At 42.7% G+C, this 17,837-nt stretch carries 15 protein-coding genes and 2 pseudogenes; 8 read left to right on the top strand and 9 right to left on the bottom strand.

The genetic code is table 11. The annotated features are described in order from the left end of the window. The first annotated feature begins 8 nt into the window (after positions 1 to 8). From pfkB to GFB47_RS12055, 5 genes and pseudogenes are all read left to right on the top strand, one after another. Positions 9 to 1,007 carry a 1-phosphofructokinase gene (gene pfkB, locus GFB47_RS12075; RefSeq protein ID WP_153448315.1) on the top strand — a complete coding sequence of 333 codons (999 nt, stop codon included), beginning with the start codon at positions 9 to 11 and terminating at the stop codon, positions 1,005 to 1,007. After that, a complete protein-coding gene (gene fruA, locus GFB47_RS12070) occupies positions 1,004 to 2,734 on the top strand; it encodes a PTS fructose transporter subunit IIBC (protein WP_153448314.1) in 1,731 nt (576 codons plus the stop codon). The genes pfkB and fruA overlap by 4 nt, the downstream gene beginning before the upstream one ends. A 294-nt stretch (positions 2,735 to 3,028) precedes the next feature. Then, positions 3,029 to 3,906: pseudogene (locus GFB47_RS12065) on the top strand (IS3 family transposase); the annotation flags it as partial. 272 nt (positions 3,907 to 4,178) lie between these two features. After that, the gene (locus GFB47_RS12060; protein ID WP_153446669.1) at positions 4,179 to 5,255 is read left to right on the top strand and encodes an IS110 family RNA-guided transposase; all 1,077 of its coding nucleotides are present in this window, start codon (positions 4,179 to 4,181) and stop codon (positions 5,253 to 5,255) included. 16 nt (positions 5,256 to 5,271) lie between these two features. Continuing rightward, a pseudogene (locus GFB47_RS12055) lies at positions 5,272 to 5,580 on the top strand (integrase core domain-containing protein); the annotation flags it as partial. Here GFB47_RS12055 and GFB47_RS12050 read toward each other — a convergent pair. The 5 genes from GFB47_RS12050 to GFB47_RS12030 all read right to left on the bottom strand — a co-directional run bounded on the left by GFB47_RS12050 (position 5,574) and on the right by GFB47_RS12030 (position 10,388). Continuing rightward, positions 5,574 to 6,134 carry a hypothetical protein gene (locus tag GFB47_RS12050; protein WP_153448313.1) on the bottom strand — a complete coding sequence of 187 codons (561 nt, stop codon included), beginning with the start codon at positions 6,132 to 6,134 and terminating at the stop codon, positions 5,574 to 5,576. The pseudogene GFB47_RS12055 and the gene GFB47_RS12050 sit on opposite strands and share 7 nt — an antisense overlap. Before the next feature lie 152 nt (positions 6,135 to 6,286). Beyond that, the gene (gene cyoE / locus GFB47_RS12045) at positions 6,287 to 7,393 is read right to left on the bottom strand and encodes a heme o synthase (protein WP_153448312.1); all 1,107 of its coding nucleotides are present in this window, start codon (positions 7,391 to 7,393) and stop codon (positions 6,287 to 6,289) included. 72 nt (positions 7,394 to 7,465) lie between these two features. After that, a complete protein-coding gene (locus GFB47_RS12040) occupies positions 7,466 to 8,752 on the bottom strand; it encodes a COX15/CtaA family protein (protein ID WP_153448311.1) in 1,287 nt (428 codons plus the stop codon). Between the two features lie 11 nt (positions 8,753 to 8,763). Next, on the bottom strand, positions 8,764 to 9,426 hold the full coding sequence (locus tag GFB47_RS12035; RefSeq protein ID WP_225874342.1) for a hypothetical protein: 663 nt from the start codon (positions 9,424 to 9,426) through the stop codon (positions 8,764 to 8,766). Further along, a complete protein-coding gene (locus GFB47_RS12030) occupies positions 9,423 to 10,388 on the bottom strand; it encodes an SURF1 family protein (protein WP_153448310.1) in 966 nt (321 codons plus the stop codon). The genes GFB47_RS12035 and GFB47_RS12030 overlap by 4 nt, the downstream gene beginning before the upstream one ends. On the opposite strand from GFB47_RS12030, the gene GFB47_RS16585 reads away from it, so the two are divergent. Further along, positions 10,336 to 10,578, top strand: coding sequence for a DUF2909 domain-containing protein (locus GFB47_RS16585; protein ID WP_153448309.1), 243 nt, complete (start codon positions 10,336 to 10,338; stop codon positions 10,576 to 10,578). The genes GFB47_RS12030 and GFB47_RS16585 overlap by 53 nt on opposite strands. Before the next feature lie 56 nt (positions 10,579 to 10,634). Here the strand turns inward: GFB47_RS16585 and GFB47_RS12020 are convergent, their stop codons facing one another. The 4 genes from GFB47_RS12020 to coxB all read right to left on the bottom strand — a co-directional run bounded on the left by GFB47_RS12020 (position 10,635) and on the right by coxB (position 15,190). After that, positions 10,635 to 11,609: a cytochrome c oxidase subunit 3 gene (locus tag GFB47_RS12020; RefSeq protein ID WP_153448308.1), complete on the bottom strand. Its 975-nt coding sequence runs from the start codon at positions 11,607 to 11,609 to the stop codon at positions 10,635 to 10,637. Positions 11,610 to 11,768: 159 nt separating this feature from the next. Beyond that, the gene (locus GFB47_RS12015) at positions 11,769 to 12,434 is read right to left on the bottom strand and encodes a cytochrome c oxidase assembly protein (RefSeq protein ID WP_153448307.1); all 666 of its coding nucleotides are present in this window, start codon (positions 12,432 to 12,434) and stop codon (positions 11,769 to 11,771) included. A 9-nt stretch (positions 12,435 to 12,443) separates the two neighbouring features. After that, a complete protein-coding gene (gene ctaD / locus GFB47_RS12010) occupies positions 12,444 to 14,033 on the bottom strand; it encodes a cytochrome c oxidase subunit I (protein ID WP_225874341.1) in 1,590 nt (529 codons plus the stop codon). After that, positions 14,030 to 15,190, bottom strand: a complete 1,161-nt coding sequence (gene coxB, locus GFB47_RS12005; protein WP_153448994.1) for a cytochrome c oxidase subunit II — start codon at positions 15,188 to 15,190, stop codon at positions 14,030 to 14,032. The genes ctaD and coxB overlap by 4 nt, the downstream gene beginning before the upstream one ends. A 402-nt stretch (positions 15,191 to 15,592) precedes the next feature. On the opposite strand from coxB, the gene GFB47_RS12000 reads away from it, so the two are divergent. After that, the gene (locus GFB47_RS12000) at positions 15,593 to 16,831 is read left to right on the top strand and encodes an MFS transporter (RefSeq protein ID WP_153448306.1); all 1,239 of its coding nucleotides are present in this window, start codon (positions 15,593 to 15,595) and stop codon (positions 16,829 to 16,831) included. Continuing rightward, entirely contained in the window at positions 16,831 to 17,520 is a 690-nt protein-coding gene (locus GFB47_RS11995) for a peptidoglycan DD-metalloendopeptidase family protein (protein ID WP_153448305.1), read from the top strand. The genes GFB47_RS12000 and GFB47_RS11995 overlap by 1 nt, the downstream gene beginning before the upstream one ends. The last annotated feature ends 317 nt before the right edge of the window (positions 17,521 to 17,837 follow it).

Genomic DNA, 17,837 nt, shown 5'->3' with positions numbered 1-17,837 from the left:
GGATCTCTATGTCTAGTATTAAACCGAATACAAAAATCGTCACCATTACTTTAAATCCGGCTTTGGATTTAACCGGTCATTTGGTGGATACATTAAATGTCGGTACGGTCAGTTTAGTGTCGAAAAGCACGCTACATCCTGCCGGAAAAGGCGTTAACGTGGCTAAAGTGTTGTCCGATCTGGGCGCGAATGTCACTGTGACCGGATTCCTTGGCGCCGATAACCAGCAAGCATTTAACCAATTATTTGAGCAAATGAGCGCTAATGATCGTTTTATTCGTGTGGCAGGTTCAACTCGAATTAATGTCAAATTAGTCGATACTAGCAGTGATGTTAGCGATATCAACTTCCCTGGTGTACAAGTCGATGCCGCCGCGATTGCTGAATTTGAGCAAACCTTATTAGAGTTAGCGCAAGATCATGATTACTTTGTGATGGCTGGCAGTTTACCGCAAGGTATCTCGCCACAACTTTGTGCTCAATGGATAGAAACACTGCATCAACTAGGCAAGAAAGTCATCTTTGATAGCAGTCGCGCCGCATTAAAAGCGGGCTTAAATTCCCACCCTTGGCTGATTAAACCCAACGATGAAGAGTTGTCAGAACTCATTGGCGAAGAACTATCAGACAGTCAAGCCTGCCAACAAGCAGCACAAACTCTCGAACAAAAAGGCATTGCCAATATTGTGGTCTCGATGGGCGCAAATGGCGTAATGTGGCTAAAGCAAGGTCAATGGCGTCAAGCGACCCCACCAAAAATGCAAGTCGTGAGTACCGTTGGTGCAGGCGATACCTTAGTGGCAGGCATGGCATGGGGGCATCTACAACAATGGTCAGAAGATGACATTTTAAGTTTTGCTACCGCGTTATCAGCCTTGGCCGTCACCCAAGTTGGGGTGGGCGTTGCAAGCCTAGAGGCGGTATCTGCTATACAACAGCAAGTAAAAACGCTGCCACAACAAAAAGCAACCATACAAATGCAAACAAAAACAGGGACATTGCTATGAATATTGCCATTATTACCGCTTGCCCAAGTGGCGTAGCTAACAGCATTATTGCTGCCGGTTTATTAGAACAAGCCGCTAAATCGCTAAATTGGACTGCCAATGTTGAATGCCAATCTGAACTGATTGCCCAGCCACCATTAACCGCGCAGCAAATTGAACAAGCCGACGTTGTGATCATCGCGGCCAATACCACGGTAGACACCAGCCGTTTCATCGGTAAAAAAGTCTATCAAGGCGATATTTCAGCTTGCTTTAACGATACACAAAAATGGTTAGAAGAAGCGGCACAACAAGCCACAACGTTAGCGCAAGTCAATATCACCACCGCCACGCCAGTTAGTCTGTCTGGCAACAAGAAGATTGTGGCGATCACCGCTTGCCCTACCGGCGTTGCTCACACTTTTATGGCCGCTGAAGCACTTGAAGAAACTGGGAAAAAACTTGGACACCAAATTAAAGTTGAAACCCGTGGCTCGGTTGGCGCTAAAAACCAACTGACCGACCAAGACATCGCCGACGCCGATTTAGTGATCATTGCCGCTGATATTGAAGTGCCACTGGATCGCTTTGCAGGTAAGCCGCTCTACAAAACCAGTACCGGTCTGGCACTGAAGAAAACCGAACAAGAATTCACCCATGCCTTTGCCCAAGCTCAGCCTTATCAAGCAGGTCAAAGTTCCGCAACGACCGCAAGCCGCGAAGAAAAAACAGGGGTATATAAGCACTTAATGACGGGTGTGTCCCACATGTTGCCATTAGTGGTGGCCGGTGGTTTATGTATCGCACTGTCTTTTGTGTTTGGTATTAAAGCATTTGAGCAAGAAGGCACATTAGCGGCAGCATTAATGACCATTGGTGGCGGTTCTGCATTCGCATTAATGATCCCCGTTCTGGCTGGCTTTATTGCCTTTTCCATTGCTGACCGTCCAGGTTTAGCGCCTGGTTTAATTGGCGGTATGTTGGCAAGTTCTACTGGCGCAGGCTTTATCGGCGGTATCCTTGCCGGTTTCATTGCAGGTTATGCAGCTAAATTTATTGCAGAGAAACTCAAACTGCCACAATCAATGGAAGCGTTAAAACCTATTTTAATCATTCCATTATTGGCAAGCTTATTTACTGGCTTGGTGATGATCTACATCGTCGGCGGCCCAGTTTCTAGCATCATGGCGGCAATGACAGAATTCCTAAATAATATGGGCTCTGCCAATGCGGTGTTATTGGGGATTATTCTTGGTTGCATGATGTGCTTCGATTTAGGTGGCCCGATCAACAAAGCGGCATACACTTTTGGCGTCGGTCTATTGGCATCACAGACTTATATGCCAATGGCTGCGGTAATGGCCGCCGGTATGATCCCACCACTAGGCTTAGGTTTAGCGACCTTCCTTGCGAAGAGCAAATTTGAAGCCAGTGAGCGCGAAGCAGGTAAAGCGGCCACCGTTCTCGGTTTATGCTTTATCACTGAAGGTGCGATCCCATTTGCGGCTAAAGACCCAATGCGCGTGATCCCATGCTGCATGGCGGGCGGTGCATTAACCGGTGCACTCTCTATGCTATTTGGCGCAAAACTGATGGCGCCACACGGCGGTTTATTCGTATTGCTGATCCCAAATGCCATCACCCCTGCACTGTTGTATTTAGTGGCGATTCTTGCCGGTACTGTGGTAACAGGCGTGAGCTATGCTTTCTTGAAAAATAAAGCCGAATCCAAGGCAGTTGCGGCTTAAGTAGTGGATGACCAACTGTTTTATTAATGACGGTTGACTACGAAAAAATAAACGCCCTTTCAAACTATTAACAGACTTCCGAAAAGAATCCGTTAATAGTGAAAGGGCGTTTTTATCAATAAAAATAGGATTTGTTAACTATGTAACCACAAAAGAGCAGCGTCTTTATGCTCAAATGATTTAATCTCACCTGACATAAACCAACCACCTACTTTCGCAGCTGTAGTGGTACGGTGATTTTGGCCACCTAATTAGAGGTGATATCATCACCTCATATATCAATAGGTGCCAATTATGACAAAACGAACAAGACCAACATTTAGCCCTGAATTTCGACTTGAATCTGCATTGTTAGTAACCGAACAAGGTTACACCGTTCAAGAAGCCGCTAGCGCCATGGGCGTTGGCAAATCGACAATGGATAAATGGGTACGCCAATTACGTCAAGAGCACAATGGGATAAAGCCTAAAGCAACGCCAATAACACCTGAGCAACTTAAAATTCGCGAATTAGAGAAAAAAGTTGCTCGTCTGGAAGAACATAATGAAATTTTAAAAAAGGCTACAGCTCTGGTGATGTCCGACTCACTGAACAATTTTCGATAATCGAAAAACTCAAGCAGAGCTATAGCGTTACTACATTATGCAAAGTGTTCAGTGTAAATCGAAGCAGTTATAAGTACTGGAAAGCACGCTCAAAAATGCCGAATGTTGAATTGATTAAGCTTAAAAGCTTAATCAAAGAAGTTCATATTGCGAGTAATGGTTCAGCAGGAGCGAGAAGCATAGCGGATATGCTAATAGCTAAAAATGTACCTATGAGTCGTTATCGTGCTTCTAAGTTAATGAAATCACTTGGCTTAGTTAGTTGCCAAATGTCCAAGCATAAATACAAACGAGCGCCACAAGAGCATATTGAAATACCTAATCATCTTGATCGACAATTTGCAGTAACTGAACCAAATCGAGTTTGGGTAGGAGATGTGACTTACATTTGGGCTGGAAATCGTTGGATGTATTTAGCTGTTGTCATTGATTTATTCGCACGTAAACCAATTGGCTGGGCAATGTCGTTATCACCAGATAGCAAATTAACAGGAAAAGCACTAACAATGGCTTTTGAGTCTCGTGGGAAACCGAAAGGCGTTATGTTCCACAGCGATAGTAATAATGTGTTGGCTAGATTTCATCATACACTAACTAAGAAAGTTGGTTCATGCTTGAAAGATGGTACCAATAATGTTCTGAGCTATCTGACCCACACAGCGATCGACCTTATGTGTCCTTCCTTGGATCTGTCGATTGCTTAGTTTCATTATTTGGTGAGGGTTGCCTCGCCAATATTTGTGACTCAAGAAGGGCCTGACGCCTGTCCCATTACTGTCTTGTCCAAGTATTTGGTTTTGTGACTCTTGTCCATGATCATATAGTGAAGGAGTCAATAATGAATACCAGTACAATCTCATCTTATGTCATTGGTGGAGTGGATACTCATAAAGATATCCACGTTGCTGCCATCGTCAATGATTCTAATCAAGTATTATCAAGTGAATACTTCCCAGCAACCCGCCATGGATATAAGGAAATGCTAAAGTGGATGTCTTCATTTGGTAAAATATCACGTGTGGGTATTGAGTGTTCAGGGACGTATGGTTTGGGCTTGCTTCGTTATATGCAAAGCAGTGGCATTGAAGTATTGGAAGTAACAGCACCAGATAAGGTTGATCGAAGAAAACGAGGCAAGGATGACACAATAGACGCAGAAAATGCTGCTCATGCCGCGTATAGTAAATTACGCACGGTGACGCCAAAGACGCGAGATGGGATGGTTGAGTCGCTAAGAATACTTAAAGGTTGCCGTAAAACAGCAATGGCAGCTCGAACTGTTGCCCTTCAGATGATTAGAACGAGCATTGTATCTTCCCCCGACGAAATAAGAGATACATTAAGACATATGACTCGTATGACTTTGATTCGCACACTAGCATCAAGCAGACCTGATTTAACAGCTTACAAAAATATTTCTAGCGCATATAGGATCGTATTTAAATCCTTAGCTCGTAGATATCTTGAACTTCATGACGAGATTGCGGATTTAGATAAAATGATTTCTTCTATCGTTGACATGCTTGCTCCTGAATTAATCGAACAAAAAGCCGTTGGATACGAATCCGCCGCACAATTATTGATAACGTTGGGTGATAACCCTGAACGTTTAAACTCTGAATCTAGTTTTGCTGCGTTATGTGGAGTTAGCCCTATACCTGCATCCTCAGGAAAAACCAATAGACACAGGCTTAATCGAGGTGGTGATAGAGCTGCAAATAGTGCACTCCATATTATTGCGATTGGTAGACTTAGAACTGAGCAGCGTTCAAAGGATTACATCAAAAAACGAACGGCTGATGGATTATCAAAAATGGAAGCTATACGCTGCTTAAAAAGATACATAGCACGTGAAATTTATTACCTTTTGAAAAATAGAAACGCCTTAATCAACAGTATACAAATAACGACTTGACTCTTAGAAGGGCATCCAAGGAAGCCATTATACGAGTCGCTATTATCGTCAATTACTATGGCGTTACCAACTAAAACAAAGTTTGTCACGTCGTGGTAATTGCTGGGATAACGCTCCGATGGAGCGTTTCTTTCGAAGCTTTAAAACAGAATGGATGCCCATTACGGGCTATCGTAGCTTTTCGGAAGCTAGGTTAGACATCATTAAATATATAACAGGTTATTACAGCCGACTCAGACCGCATCAATATAATGGAGGGTTAACACCTAATAGATCGGAACAATTATATTGGGAAAACTCTAAAACTGTGGCCAATTTTCATTGACCACTACACTTGCTCTTTTTATCTGCCACTTCTTCTTTTATATCTTGGGCTTGGTCTTGTAGTTGGTCTTTTTTATCTGCTATTTTTTCTTTCTTACTCGCCATCACTTCTGCAATACCGGCAAAATTATCAGCTAATTTTTGCGCTTGAGCATCTGGGAATTTCTTAGCGAAAGAGGCTTTCAATTGGCCTTTTAAGCCATCGATCACTTGTTGCTTATCTTTACCTGCCGCCGCTTCACGAATATGGGAAACTGAGCTCGCCAATTGCTTTAACTCAGGAAATAAGTTGGCATCTTTTAGTGGTGCTAATAATTTAATGTCTTTTAGATCCGCTTGATCGACCTTATTGTCTAAGGTGGTGATTAATGAGTCCACTTTATCTAATGTTTTCGCCCCGCGTTGATATAGAGGAGCAATCGCTTCATCTTGAGCAAAGCTAGTGACTTTATCAACCGTCATAAACAGCAATACCATGATGATCACAATCGGCAATAATAAACCACTAAATAAGCCAACAAAAAAATTATTCATACCAGAGGCAAAGTTTTTCATTTATTTTTCTTCCTGAATCAAGAGAATACACTCTAGTTATTAAAGGTGCGTATGGATGAGCGCTTTACCTTATATGCTTGAAAAGGCACAGAGCTTGATTCACATTAATCTGAATACTGACTGAAACTTTATCGGATGAAATCAGAAAAATTTCAAGCGATAAAAATATAATGATCGACTAACAAAGCCACAAACAAACCCATCAAATGATAGATCGAAAATTTAAAGGTCTCCATTGCACTTCTGGAGGTGGAAACGTATTTAAGTTGCACAGCTTTATAAATAAATCCGCCAGACAATACGGTAGAAGCCAGTGCATAAATCAACCCACTCATACCGACTAAAACCGGTAGAAAACACACAATTGCTAATAAAATGGTATAGAGCAATACCGTGGTTTTAGTGAACGCCACCCCATGAGTGACAGGCAACATAGGAATATCTGCTTTGGCGTATTCATCTTTTCTATGGATCGCTAATGCCCAAAAATGCGGTGGTGTCCAAATAAAAATAATCATCACGAGCAACCAAGCATGAGCATGCATTTCACCTGTCATTGCCGTCCAACCCAGCAACGGCGGCATCGCACCAGCAATACCTGCAATCACAATATTTTGCGGTGTGGCGCGCTTTAAATATAAAGTATAGATCAAGGCGTAACCCACCAAACTGGCAAAGGTAAGCCAAGCGGTAAGTCCATTGACACAAAAATACAAACTGACAAAGCCAAGTAACCCAATGCTGGTGGCAAACACACTCACTTTCCAACTCTTCAATTGCCCAGAAGGTAGTGGCCTTTTTTGTGTTCGTGCCATAATAGCGTCAATTTTACGGTCAATCAGGTGATTAAATGCCGCAGCGGCTCCTGCCATTAAACCTATGCCCCATAGCCCCATCACTAGCGGCTGCAATGCGAGTTTACCCTCCACCGATAAGCACATACCCACCAATGCTGTGAGTAGCATAAGCATGACCACCTTTGGCTTAGTAAGGGAGTAATACAATTTTGCTTGAGTTTGAATCGTCGCCAATACCCCATTGAACTGGTTGTGTTTGAGATTATGGGATTGAGTATTATTGGCCGTATTAGTGTCTGCTGAAGTCGGGGATACCTTAGACTCTAATGATGACGTGAAGTCTTGTTTTGGTGAAGGCGTCGATCCTGAAGATGACGACACCGATTGATAACGAGTTCGATATCGTAACGACCCAGTCTTTTTTTGCGGCTCTGGAAACTGGACTATATTAGATTTCGCCATATTGACTCCTACCGAATAACCGTATTATTTGATGCTTTAGACGAACAGTGATCTATCGTTAATCACCCCTTATCAACATTGCTTAGCACATAAGCTTTGAGGTGTACGCTCGCTATATCGCAAAGCAAAATGTATTTTCACCATCATTAACAATAGCAGAGCTGCCACAAAATTATGCGCGACCGCCAAAATAACAGGAAGATGCAGAAGCACATTCGCGATTCCCAATCCAATTTGAATCACCACTAAACCCATTAGCCACCAGCCCAAACGACGAAAATGATGCAAAGATCGGGATGATGTAGATGTAGATGTAGATGTAGATGTAGATGTAGATGTAGATGTAGATGTAGATGTAGATGTAGATGTAGATGTAGAAAAAGCATGCCAGCGAATCAATTGCAACGCCAAACTGATAAGCACCCCAGCAGTTAACAATGCGCCAAAGCGATGAGAAACATGAATCGTCATACGAGAGGCATAATCTAAAACCCCAAATTCATAGCTGCCGTTAGCGTTATGATGGGCGGTTTGCAAAACTGAAAATGCCGAAGTGAATTGTAATTGTTGCCACCAGTTTCCTTCACAAATAGGCAGAGAAGTACACATTAAGGCGGCGTAATTTGACGAGGTCCATCCACCCAACATAATTTGCATGATCAGTATGATTAACCCGAGTATCCCCAATCGTTTCAAGCCTTGCGTAGGTGGATTTTCGGGCGGAGAAGCTTTATCTCTTTGCTGTAATGAGCCCCTAATATGGGAGCGAGAACTAAGCGTTGATATGGCACTAGAGTCGGTCTGTAGTGGTACAGTCGCCAGTAGCTTCATTATATAGTGCTTAATATGTTGCAGACGTAAATGAAGCCACAATAACAAACACGCAATACTAAAGCCTCCGACTAAATGCAGCATCACAATAATCGGCATTAACTTGAGTGTGACCGTCCACATACCTAATGCTGCTTGAGCAATCACTAAAATAGATAAGCCAATAGGTAAAGCAATACTAAGCTTGATGAATTTTAATCGAGCTAATCTGATACTAAAAAATAAAATCGCAGCGATCATAAGGCCAAGTGTGGCGGCAACATAGCGGTGGATCATTTCCAGCCACGCTTTATGCGGTTCGACCATTAAATCAGGATATCGCGTATTGGCGGCCTCAATTTCATGATGCTCATTGGGCACGCTTAACTGCCCAAAACACCCCGGCCAATCAGGGCAACCTAATCCAGCATCTGAAATTCGAGTATAAGCACCTAGCACAATCACGATTAAAGTCAGCAAGAAACTAAGCCTAACTAACCAAGTAAGTGCGCGCCATAACCCAATTTTATGCTCGATAGTTGTTCGCATATCAACTCCTTTCATCCCACTCGAGATAACTTTAGCAGTTTGCGTAAATCGCCCAGTAAGCCTTTAACAGATGCGCTCAGTGCGGGCGAAATGGTCTGTGTATCCATCATCAATTGCTGACCGGAATCGATAATATTCTGCGATGGTTTGGGATGGGCATTTAAAGGCACGGGATAACGCATCACCCAATCCCCTAATGGATCAATCACCACAAAATCTTGTTGAGAAAATTGAGCACTTTCGTTTTTCAGCCAAGTTTCACTGACCGCGACTTGTTGATAATCCCAAGCAGATAAAGCCGACTTATCACTATCCGGTTTAACCAATATTACCGTTGCCACCCGAGGCTGATCTTTACCCAGTGCCACATGGGATTGGTGCAAAAGTGCTAATTGTTGCTGGCATACAGCCAAACACTTTTGCGGCATGATATACCCTATTTGCCATAATTTAGCCGCAGGGTTTACCATATTAACTGATTGATAACTCATTTTAGGGGATATCCATACGCCATAGTTAGTCACGCCAGAATGATACCAATGAAAAAACAAAATCAGCTTAGCCGCCACAATTGGCAAAGAAAAAATCAGCAACATCCACCACAGTATTTTGCGGTTTTTCACAGCCGAAGCTTTAGGCCTATTGAGTTGAGACGGAACACTTGAGGGCATCATTTTGGCTCCTTAATTTGCGTCGTTTGCGACATAATGGTTTTTCGGTTTGACTGCCATATTTGATAACCAAACCACAATGACAACAGCGCTAACACTAGCGCCATACAAAACCATTGAATCGCATAACCAAAATGACGAGTTGAAGTCATCGGAATGGGTTTCCACGGATGCGGTAACGGTTTTTCTAACGCTAAAACCGAAAGAGGCTGGATAACATAATCAAATAAAGGCAAATTCAATTTGGTTGTTAGGGCGGGTATTGATAGGTTTTGGATCCGCATCGGCCAACCAGATTCCGCCATTAATGACTCACTCATCGGATTAGTTTGTTTACGATATAAGCGACCAACAATATGTTGTGGGGAATGTAGCCGCGTGACTGCCGGCAATATGCGACGATCGGGACCACTTGCCACAAAACCAAGTTCCAATAAGGCGAACTCCGCAATACGATTATTTGTTGCCCCAATACTTGTTGATGGCGCTTGAATTTTGACCACTTGAAAAGCCAGGTAGCCGACTTTTCCTTGCCATGTTTGGTTATCGAGCAAAATGATCTTAGTCTGCGGGGTTTGCTTAGCGCCACTGTTTAATGATAAATGAGTCGGGGTCACGGTTACGGCGATTTTAACACCATTGTGCTGCCAAACCTTTTGCGCCTGCTGATCAATTTGTCCCTGTTGACCAAATCGAGGCGAAGTACGCTGTAACCATTGAGATAAGCTGATAGGCACGGCATTTTGCTTGGCTAATAATGCTTGTTCTATCTGCACTTTTTGATCCCCTCTTGCCAATTGCCAAAATCCCAATTTGACCATTAATACAAATAGAGCCACAGTTAACAGGAGTAAAAATAGCTTTTTGGCTCGACCCGATGATTCATTTTTCACGCTGCGACAAGGAGCCTCAATGACAGCAATATTATTAATAAAGTTTCTATTGGTCGTTTTGATCCTTTTCATTTTTTATAATCTCGCCCGCGCCTTATATGTGATGGTAAGAGAATCGTCTGACAATGAAAATTCACCTATAAATCCGCCTTCTATGACTCATTTTATTGGCCGTCGATTACTCTTCGCTGTTTGCGTGATGTTATTCCTTATTTTCCTCATGGCTTCTGGCATCATTACCCCGAATCCGAGACCTTATTGACTCATTGGTGTTCTTTTTTATTTTTTTGTTCTCGTCTCTCCACCGGTATTCATCGCCTACAACACATAAACAAACACAAACAAGCACAACCAAACCACATCAACAAAGTGCCAATACCAACTGCCAGCCTGAAATGCGAAATGATCTTTAGGGGAAAAATGATCAAAGGAAATTCGCACCAGCAGCACAATAAGAAAAAGTGTTCCTAGCGTGACATGCACCCCATGGAATCCGGTTAACAAGAAGAAGGTATTGCCATATACACCAGACTGGAGCGTTAATTCCATTTCTTGATAGGCGTGAATGTATTCTTGCCCTTGATAAAATAAGAATGCTAATGCCAACACGATGGTGATTTCTAACCACACGATCAAAGCAGTTCGATGATTTTTTTCTAAATTAAGGTGCGCAAAGTGCAGAGTAATAGAAGAGGTAAGCAGAATAATAGTGTTCATTAATGCCAAGCCTTGCCATGGCATCGCTTCGGTCACACCACCAGCAGGCGTGGTGATCAAAGGCCAAATTGCTTCAAATGCGGGCCACAACACTTCATGAGTCATGCCATTATTAGATGCGCCCCCTAGCCAAGGAACGGAAATCATACGGGCATAAAATAACGCCCCAAAAAAGGCGCCAAAAAACATCACTTCAGAGAAGATAAACCAGCTCATTCCTTGTCTAAAAGAACGACTCAGTTGATTGGAATATAAACCTGAAACAGATTCTTGCACCACGTTACTAAACCAACCCACCAGCATCACAATTAAGGTGCCAATACCCGCCAGTAATACCAAGCCCCCCAAATCACTGGTAAAAGCTTTATCTTGAATATACAACCCCGCCCCAACCGCGATCATAAACAAGGCTAACGCACCGACGATCGGCCAATTACTCTCCGGCGGCACATAATACACTTGCGGTTGTTTAGTGGCACTACGAGTAAATTCATCTTGTCGTGCTTGTTTTTGCTGTATTTGTAACGCTTGCTTTGGCGATACTGGGCTAGCAACACTTTCAATGTGTTTATTCATTCTCTGGCTCTCCTTCTCCAACCATCTATGCTGCCTCAATAAATGGAATAAATAACAGCATGGTTTTCGATGAATCCTTCATAAACATGAACGACTTAGGACCATCCTTTATCCTTTCTCAAGCCTATAAGCTTGATGTTTTCACAATGTGGTCATCATTTAATTCTGAGCGACATTGAATACATTTCTCACCACTTGTCGATCACCTTTGCTAACCACAATGTCAATAACATCCTCTACTACTGGTTTTTTCGTTATTTCAGTGGTGACTTTTTGCTTGTCGGTAATGTCATATAAAGTATAGGACAATGTCAGCGTGTTTATTGATTGTGGCAGTTGATGATCAACATAAAAAATGACGGGTAACTCAGCGACCGCATGGGCACCTAAAGGTTGATGATTAAAACAAAAACACTCAATCTTATTAAAATGAGTCGCCGCTAATCCCGGCGATATAGAAGGAACCGCCTGACCTATCATGGCTTTATTGCCATTATTGACCGCATGGTAGGTGGTTTTTATCACCTGCCCTGGATGAACAAATATTTCGGTTTGATTAGGGCGAAATGTCCATGGAATACTAGGACTAACATTAGAAATAAATTGCACTAACACTTTGCGTGACGTATCGATTGTGAGCCCTTGTGATGAAGCGGCCACAGTATTAGTTTTGCCATTAATGCCCAGTTTGTCGCACATAATGTCGTACAGCGGCACTAAGGCAAAACCAAACGCGAACATGCCGATCACGCCCAGCAACAAATAGCTAATTAACCGCTTCTGATTCAGACCTTGTTTGCCATGCTTAAGATCGTTGTTCGCCATAGCAACACCTTAATCCACTTTCGGTGGTGTTGAGAATGTATGGTGCGGCGCTGGACTTGGTACTGTCCATTCTAGCCCTTCAGCTCGCTCCCAAGGTTTGGCGGGCGCAGCCTCTCCTCCTCGAATACATTTCACCACCACCACTAAGAATAAAAGTTGTGATAATCCAAAAGCAAAACCGCCAATCGAGACTATTTGGTTAACGTCGGCAAATTGGATCGCATAATCAGGAATCCGTCTTGGCATGCCAGCCAATCCTAGAAAGTGCATCGGGAAGAACAACACATTAACCGACACCAACGACAACCAAAAATGCCATAAACTCAAAGTTTGGTTGTACATATTGCCAGTCCATTTGGGCAACCAATAATAGGCCGCCGCCATAATTGAAAATACCGCCCCTGTTACCAACACATAATGAAAGTGCGCCACCACAAAATAGGTATCGTGATATTGAAAATCAGCCGGCACAATAGCAAGCATCAAACCGGAAAATCCACCAATGGTAAATAACACAATAAACGCAATCGCAAATAACATCGGGGTTTCAAAAGTGAGCGATCCACGCCACATGGTTGCCACCCAGTTAAATACTTTAACCCCAGTCGGCACCGATATCAGCATGGTGCAATACATAAAGAATATTTCGGCAAAAACCGGCATGCCAGTAGTAAACATGTGATGGGCCCACACTAAGAAAGACAAGCCTGCAATCGCGCAAGTGGCGTACACCATCGAATGATAACCAAACAACCGCTTGCCACTAAAAGTCGGGATAATCGCCGAAATAATACCGAATGACGGTAAAATCATAATGTACACTTCAGGATGACCGAAAAACCAAAAAATATGCTGGAACATCACAGGATCGCCGCCCCCAGCCGCATCGAAAAAACTGGTGCCAAAGTACTTGTCGGTCAATATCATGGTGACCGCACCCGCTAATACTGGCATTACCGCAATTAATAAAAAGGCTGTAATAAGCCATGTCCACACAAACATTGGCATCTTCATCCAACTCATCCCTGGTGCGCGCATATTCACAATAGTCACGATCACATTGATCGCCCCCATGATCGAGCTGATACCCATGATATGAATAGAAAATACAAATAGCGCGGTACTATCTGGAGCATAAGTGGTAGAAAGCGGCGCGTAGAAAGTCCAACCAAAATTAGGGCCACCACCATCAGTCAACAATGAGGAGAGTAAAATCAGGAACGCAAAAGGCAAAATCCAAAAACTGAGATTATTCATGCGCGGCAACGCCATATCCGGCGCACCAATCATTAATGGGATCATCCAATTAGCTAAACCAGTAAAAGCTGGCATCACGGCGCCAAATACCATGATTAAACCATGCACTGTGGTCATTTGATTAAAGAAATTAGGCTCAACTAATTGTAATCCAGGTTGAAAGAGCTCGGCGCGGATCACCATTGCCATCGCCCCACCAGTGAAAAACATGATCAAGCTAAACCATAAATATAAGGTGCCGATATCTTTATGATTGGTGGAATACATCCAACGCTTGATGCCTTTTTGCGGACCGTGGGCATTCTCGTTATGATCAAGATTATCCATTGGTGTATTCATCATTTTACCTCCACGGATTGGCTGGCATCACTTGATTCATTTTCTGGCATTAACGCTTTTTTGATATCGGATGCTTGCACCGCATCGCCAGTATCATTACCCCAAGCATTTCTTTCATAAGTCACAACTGCGGCAATTTCTTCTTGTGATAATTGGTTAGCAAAAGCTTGCATTGCCGTGCCAGATACACCATGCAATACCACATCGATATGATGCTCAACCGGTCCAAGCGCCACTTTACTGCCCTTTAATGCAGGGAAAACCGTTCCCATACCTAACCCTGTCACTTGATGACAAACGCTGCATCGTTCGTTATATATTTTTTCGCCTTTGGTCATTAATTCTTCTAGTGGTAAGGTTTTATCTAGTGCTTTCTCTTGTTCTATTTTTTGCTGTGCGACTATTTGTTGTTGCTCACTAAGCCAAATATCGAAATCTTTTTCTGGCACTGCTTTAACCACAATCGGCATAAAGCCATGATTGCGTCCGCATAACTCGGCACATTGGCCGCGATAAATGCCGGGCTTATCTATTTTGGTCCACGCCTCATTAATAAACCCAGGCACGGCATCTTTTTTCACTGCAAAATCGGGTACCCACCAAGAATGGATCACATCATCAGAAGTCATTAAAAAGCGCACTTTTCGATTAATGGGTAGCACCAAAGGTCGATCAACTTCTAATAAGTAATGTTGACCTTTTTCTTCTGTGCCTTCGATTTGTTGTTGTGAGGTATTCATAAAGCTATAAAACTCGACCCCTTGATTAAAGTAGCTGTAGTGCCATTTCCATTGGGATCCCGTCACGGTAATAGTGAGATCGCTTTGCGAGGTATCTTCCATATCGATTAAAGTTTTAGTGGCAGGGATCGCCATCAGGATAAGAATAATAACGGGGATAATAGTCCAAATAATTTCGACTTTAGTGCTTTCGTGAAAGTTCGCAGCCACTGCGCCACGAGATTTGCGATGACGGAGAATCGAGTAAAACATAATGCCAAACACCACAATGGCAATCGCCACACAGACATAAAAAATCAACATGTGCAGATGATAAACCTTGCCACTGATCTCAGTCACACCACGGGTAAGATTAAGGCGCGTCTCTTGCGCGATTGCTGTAGAGGGGACAATTAACACCAATGCCAAAGCCCAATACATACCCACATTCCATGCGAATAAAATATTTCGACTTAGTACCGCGTAGGTTCGACTCAATGATCTATCCAAGACCCCTCCTCACCTGCCTGTGAAATATCAACAAAATACGTCCGTTGTTCTAAACCAACCAGACCCCAATTACCGTTTCAAGTAATACAGGTATAGAGCGTTGTGAACACACTGATACGGCAAGGTGAGCAAAGAGCTCTATAAATATCTAATTTGAGTACACATCTTCTGACATGTTAATTAAAGCTAGCTAGAGAATGCGAATTGTTCAAGAAAACAGCAATAACAATGTGAACAATAAAAACGTTCAGTAAAATATCTTGAATACTTGATAATAGTGAATACCTGATTAAAATGGTCGGAATTCATGGATGTGTTGAGTTTGGAGACACGATGTACCAATCAAAGCCTGCTACCCCTCTGCCTATTACCACTTTATTTGTTCTTTATGGCATAATTTTTCTTGGTTCTGCCGGATTTTTTATTACGATTCCAGCTTATGTTAGCTTGTTTCTCACTGATCATTCTTTGCAAATAGCGCAAGCCATGCCACTTGAACAACGTCGTAATTTATTTGGTACTGTGATGTCGTTGGCACCCTTTATTTCGATGTTATTTACCCCTTTTATCGCTCGCTTTGCCGATCGATTTAATCGAAAGATCGTAATGGCATTATGCCTCATGGTTGGTGCTATTGGCTTTGCCATGCCCATATATGCCATTGTGGTAGGCTCGGTCGTATTGTTATTTGCCGGTAATATGATCAACAGTTTAGGCTCGGCTAGCCAACCGATCGCTCAAGCTATTTTGTCGGATAACAGCCAAGGCAAAAATAAAGCCACCTTAATGAGTTTAGTGGCAGTGGTAATGACCGCCGCGATGTCTTTTGGACCGGCACTGGGCAGCAAATTATCCGCACTGTATGGCGCTCAAGCTCCATTTTATGCCTGCTTAGTCATCGCTTTAGTCTGTTTGTTATTATTGAATCTCATAAAACTGCCAACACAAACGGCTTTAAGCGAAGAAAATCCATGGTCACTTGCAGCGCCTCTCGCACGCAGCAAAACTGGACTGCTACCTTGTTTAGCCATCGTGTTTATTTGTCAATTTAGCTGGAGTTTATATTTCCAAAATATTTCTTTTCTACTACCACAAAAATGGAATATTTCGGTCGAAAGTGATTTTTATCAATTCTATATGATGGGAATTGGCATTGTGATGATGGCATCATTATTACTGCTTCCCCGCCTAATTTTGACTTACCTTAAGCTCACCACAGCTTTACGCACAGTATTATTTTTTGCCGCAGTGGGTATGTTATTACTGGCGATCACACCAACCCCAACCACCCATGTAATTGCGATGATTTTCACCGCGATCATGGTGGCATTATCCTTTCCGTTATACATTACTTCATTATCGGATAGGGCCAGTCACTCAGACCAAGGTTGGGCAATGGCGTTATCCAGTGCGATGGTCGGTTTAGCTTGGACATTAACCGGTTATATCACCGCTCGCTTGGTTAATATCGAGTTAATTCTGCCAACCGCGATTGCGGTGCTAGGTTACCTTATTGCAATTTTATTAGTGCCAAAACCTCTCCCGTCTCAATCTAATCATGAGGCTCAATAATGACGAGTTTGACTTCTGCTTCGTTAGCCCAGCAATTAGCACAAACGACTTGTCATCCAGTTTTGCCAAAGGAATTTCAATTTGGGATTGGTTTAATTGTCGATCTCTCAGCCACCAGTGATATTTGGGGAAAAGTCACTGCTGGGCATAGCTTTGCCGATGAAATAAAACGCCAAGCACAAGTTATTCAAGCCAAAGTTGAGATCGGACGCTACGCAGAAGAACGCACAATTTATCAAGACACAGATAATTTTTCAGATAGCCAAGCTCGTACTATGCATATTGGCATCGATTTAGGGGTTCCTACGCACACGCCGGTATTTGCACCGCTTGATGGCAAGATTTTTGGATTTGCCGATCATCAAACACAGGGTGATTACGGTCCCACTATTATTTTATGTCACCAACTTGATGGCTTGGTTTTCCATACCCTTTACGGTCATTTATCTAGAGATTCTTTAGCTGATTTATTTATTGGTAAAAGCATCCAACAAGGTGAGCAGTTTGCCCGTATAGGTGCGAGCAATGAAAATGGCGGTTGGGCCTCACATCTACATCTGCAAATCATCCAAGATATGGGTAATCATACCGACGATTATCCGGGTGTAATTGATCCCGCTCAAGCTGATTATTACCTGAATAATTGTCCCAACCCGAATCTGATATTAAAGAGAACCGATTTAAAATAAAAATGAGCGAAACCCTCTAGCACCTCCTCGTTAAACAACTCTGATCAGTCAAAACTTTCCATTGAAGGTGCATAGTATAGAGTTCACTTTATCGTTTTAGATATCAATAAGATAAAATCACTCGCTCATAAATCTTGAAAAAGGATGAATTTAAACCTATAAACCTAGCGCACAAAAGCTCAATAAAGCTCTTTAATTGCCTTTCAACTTCGTGATATAAAACCAACCAACATTTAAGTAACAATATATTAACTTGCAGATGATAGTTATTTCCGCATGTTTCTATTTTAAACCTTCTGATGTATAGACAGATTCAC

Origin of the sequence: Vibrio algicola (assembly GCF_009601765.2) — a bacterium.
Taxonomy (GTDB): domain Bacteria; phylum Pseudomonadota; class Gammaproteobacteria; order Enterobacterales; family Vibrionaceae; genus Vibrio; species Vibrio algicola.
This window is presented reverse-complemented; position numbering and strand designations above follow the sequence as displayed.

What these genes read in the sequence shown, in the direction of transcription:
- pfkB (WP_153448315.1), top strand. Translation starts at nt 9, where the DNA reads ATGTCTAGTATTAAACCGAATACAAAAATCGTCACCATTACTTTAAAT.
- fruA (WP_153448314.1), top strand. Translation starts at nt 1,004, where the DNA reads ATGAATATTGCCATTATTACCGCTTGCCCAAGTGGCGTAGCTAACAGC.
- GFB47_RS12060 (WP_153446669.1), top strand. Translation starts at nt 4,179, where the DNA reads ATGAATACCAGTACAATCTCATCTTATGTCATTGGTGGAGTGGATACT.
- GFB47_RS12050 (WP_153448313.1), bottom strand. Translation starts at nt 6,134, where the DNA reads ATGAAAAACTTTGCCTCTGGTATGAATAATTTTTTTGTTGGCTTATTT.
- cyoE (WP_153448312.1), bottom strand. Translation starts at nt 7,393, where the DNA reads ATGGCGAAATCTAATATAGTCCAGTTTCCAGAGCCGCAAAAAAAGACT.
- GFB47_RS12040 (WP_153448311.1), bottom strand. Translation starts at nt 8,752, where the DNA reads ATGCGAACAACTATCGAGCATAAAATTGGGTTATGGCGCGCACTTACT.
- GFB47_RS12035 (WP_225874342.1), bottom strand. Translation starts at nt 9,426, where the DNA reads ATGATGCCCTCAAGTGTTCCGTCTCAACTCAATAGGCCTAAAGCTTCG.
- GFB47_RS16585 (WP_153448309.1), top strand. Translation starts at nt 10,336, where the DNA reads ATGACAGCAATATTATTAATAAAGTTTCTATTGGTCGTTTTGATCCTT.
- GFB47_RS12030 (WP_153448310.1), bottom strand. Translation starts at nt 10,388, where the DNA reads ATGAAAAGGATCAAAACGACCAATAGAAACTTTATTAATAATATTGCT.
- GFB47_RS12020 (WP_153448308.1), bottom strand. Translation starts at nt 11,609, where the DNA reads ATGAATAAACACATTGAAAGTGTTGCTAGCCCAGTATCGCCAAAGCAA.
- GFB47_RS12015 (WP_153448307.1), bottom strand. Translation starts at nt 12,434, where the DNA reads ATGGCGAACAACGATCTTAAGCATGGCAAACAAGGTCTGAATCAGAAG.
- ctaD (WP_225874341.1), bottom strand. Translation starts at nt 14,033, where the DNA reads ATGATGAATACACCAATGGATAATCTTGATCATAACGAGAATGCCCAC.
- coxB (WP_153448994.1), bottom strand. Translation starts at nt 15,190, where the DNA reads ATGTATTGGGCTTTGGCATTGGTGTTAATTGTCCCCTCTACAGCAATC.
- GFB47_RS12000 (WP_153448306.1), top strand. Translation starts at nt 15,593, where the DNA reads ATGTACCAATCAAAGCCTGCTACCCCTCTGCCTATTACCACTTTATTT.
- GFB47_RS11995 (WP_153448305.1), top strand. Translation starts at nt 16,831, where the DNA reads ATGACGAGTTTGACTTCTGCTTCGTTAGCCCAGCAATTAGCACAAACG.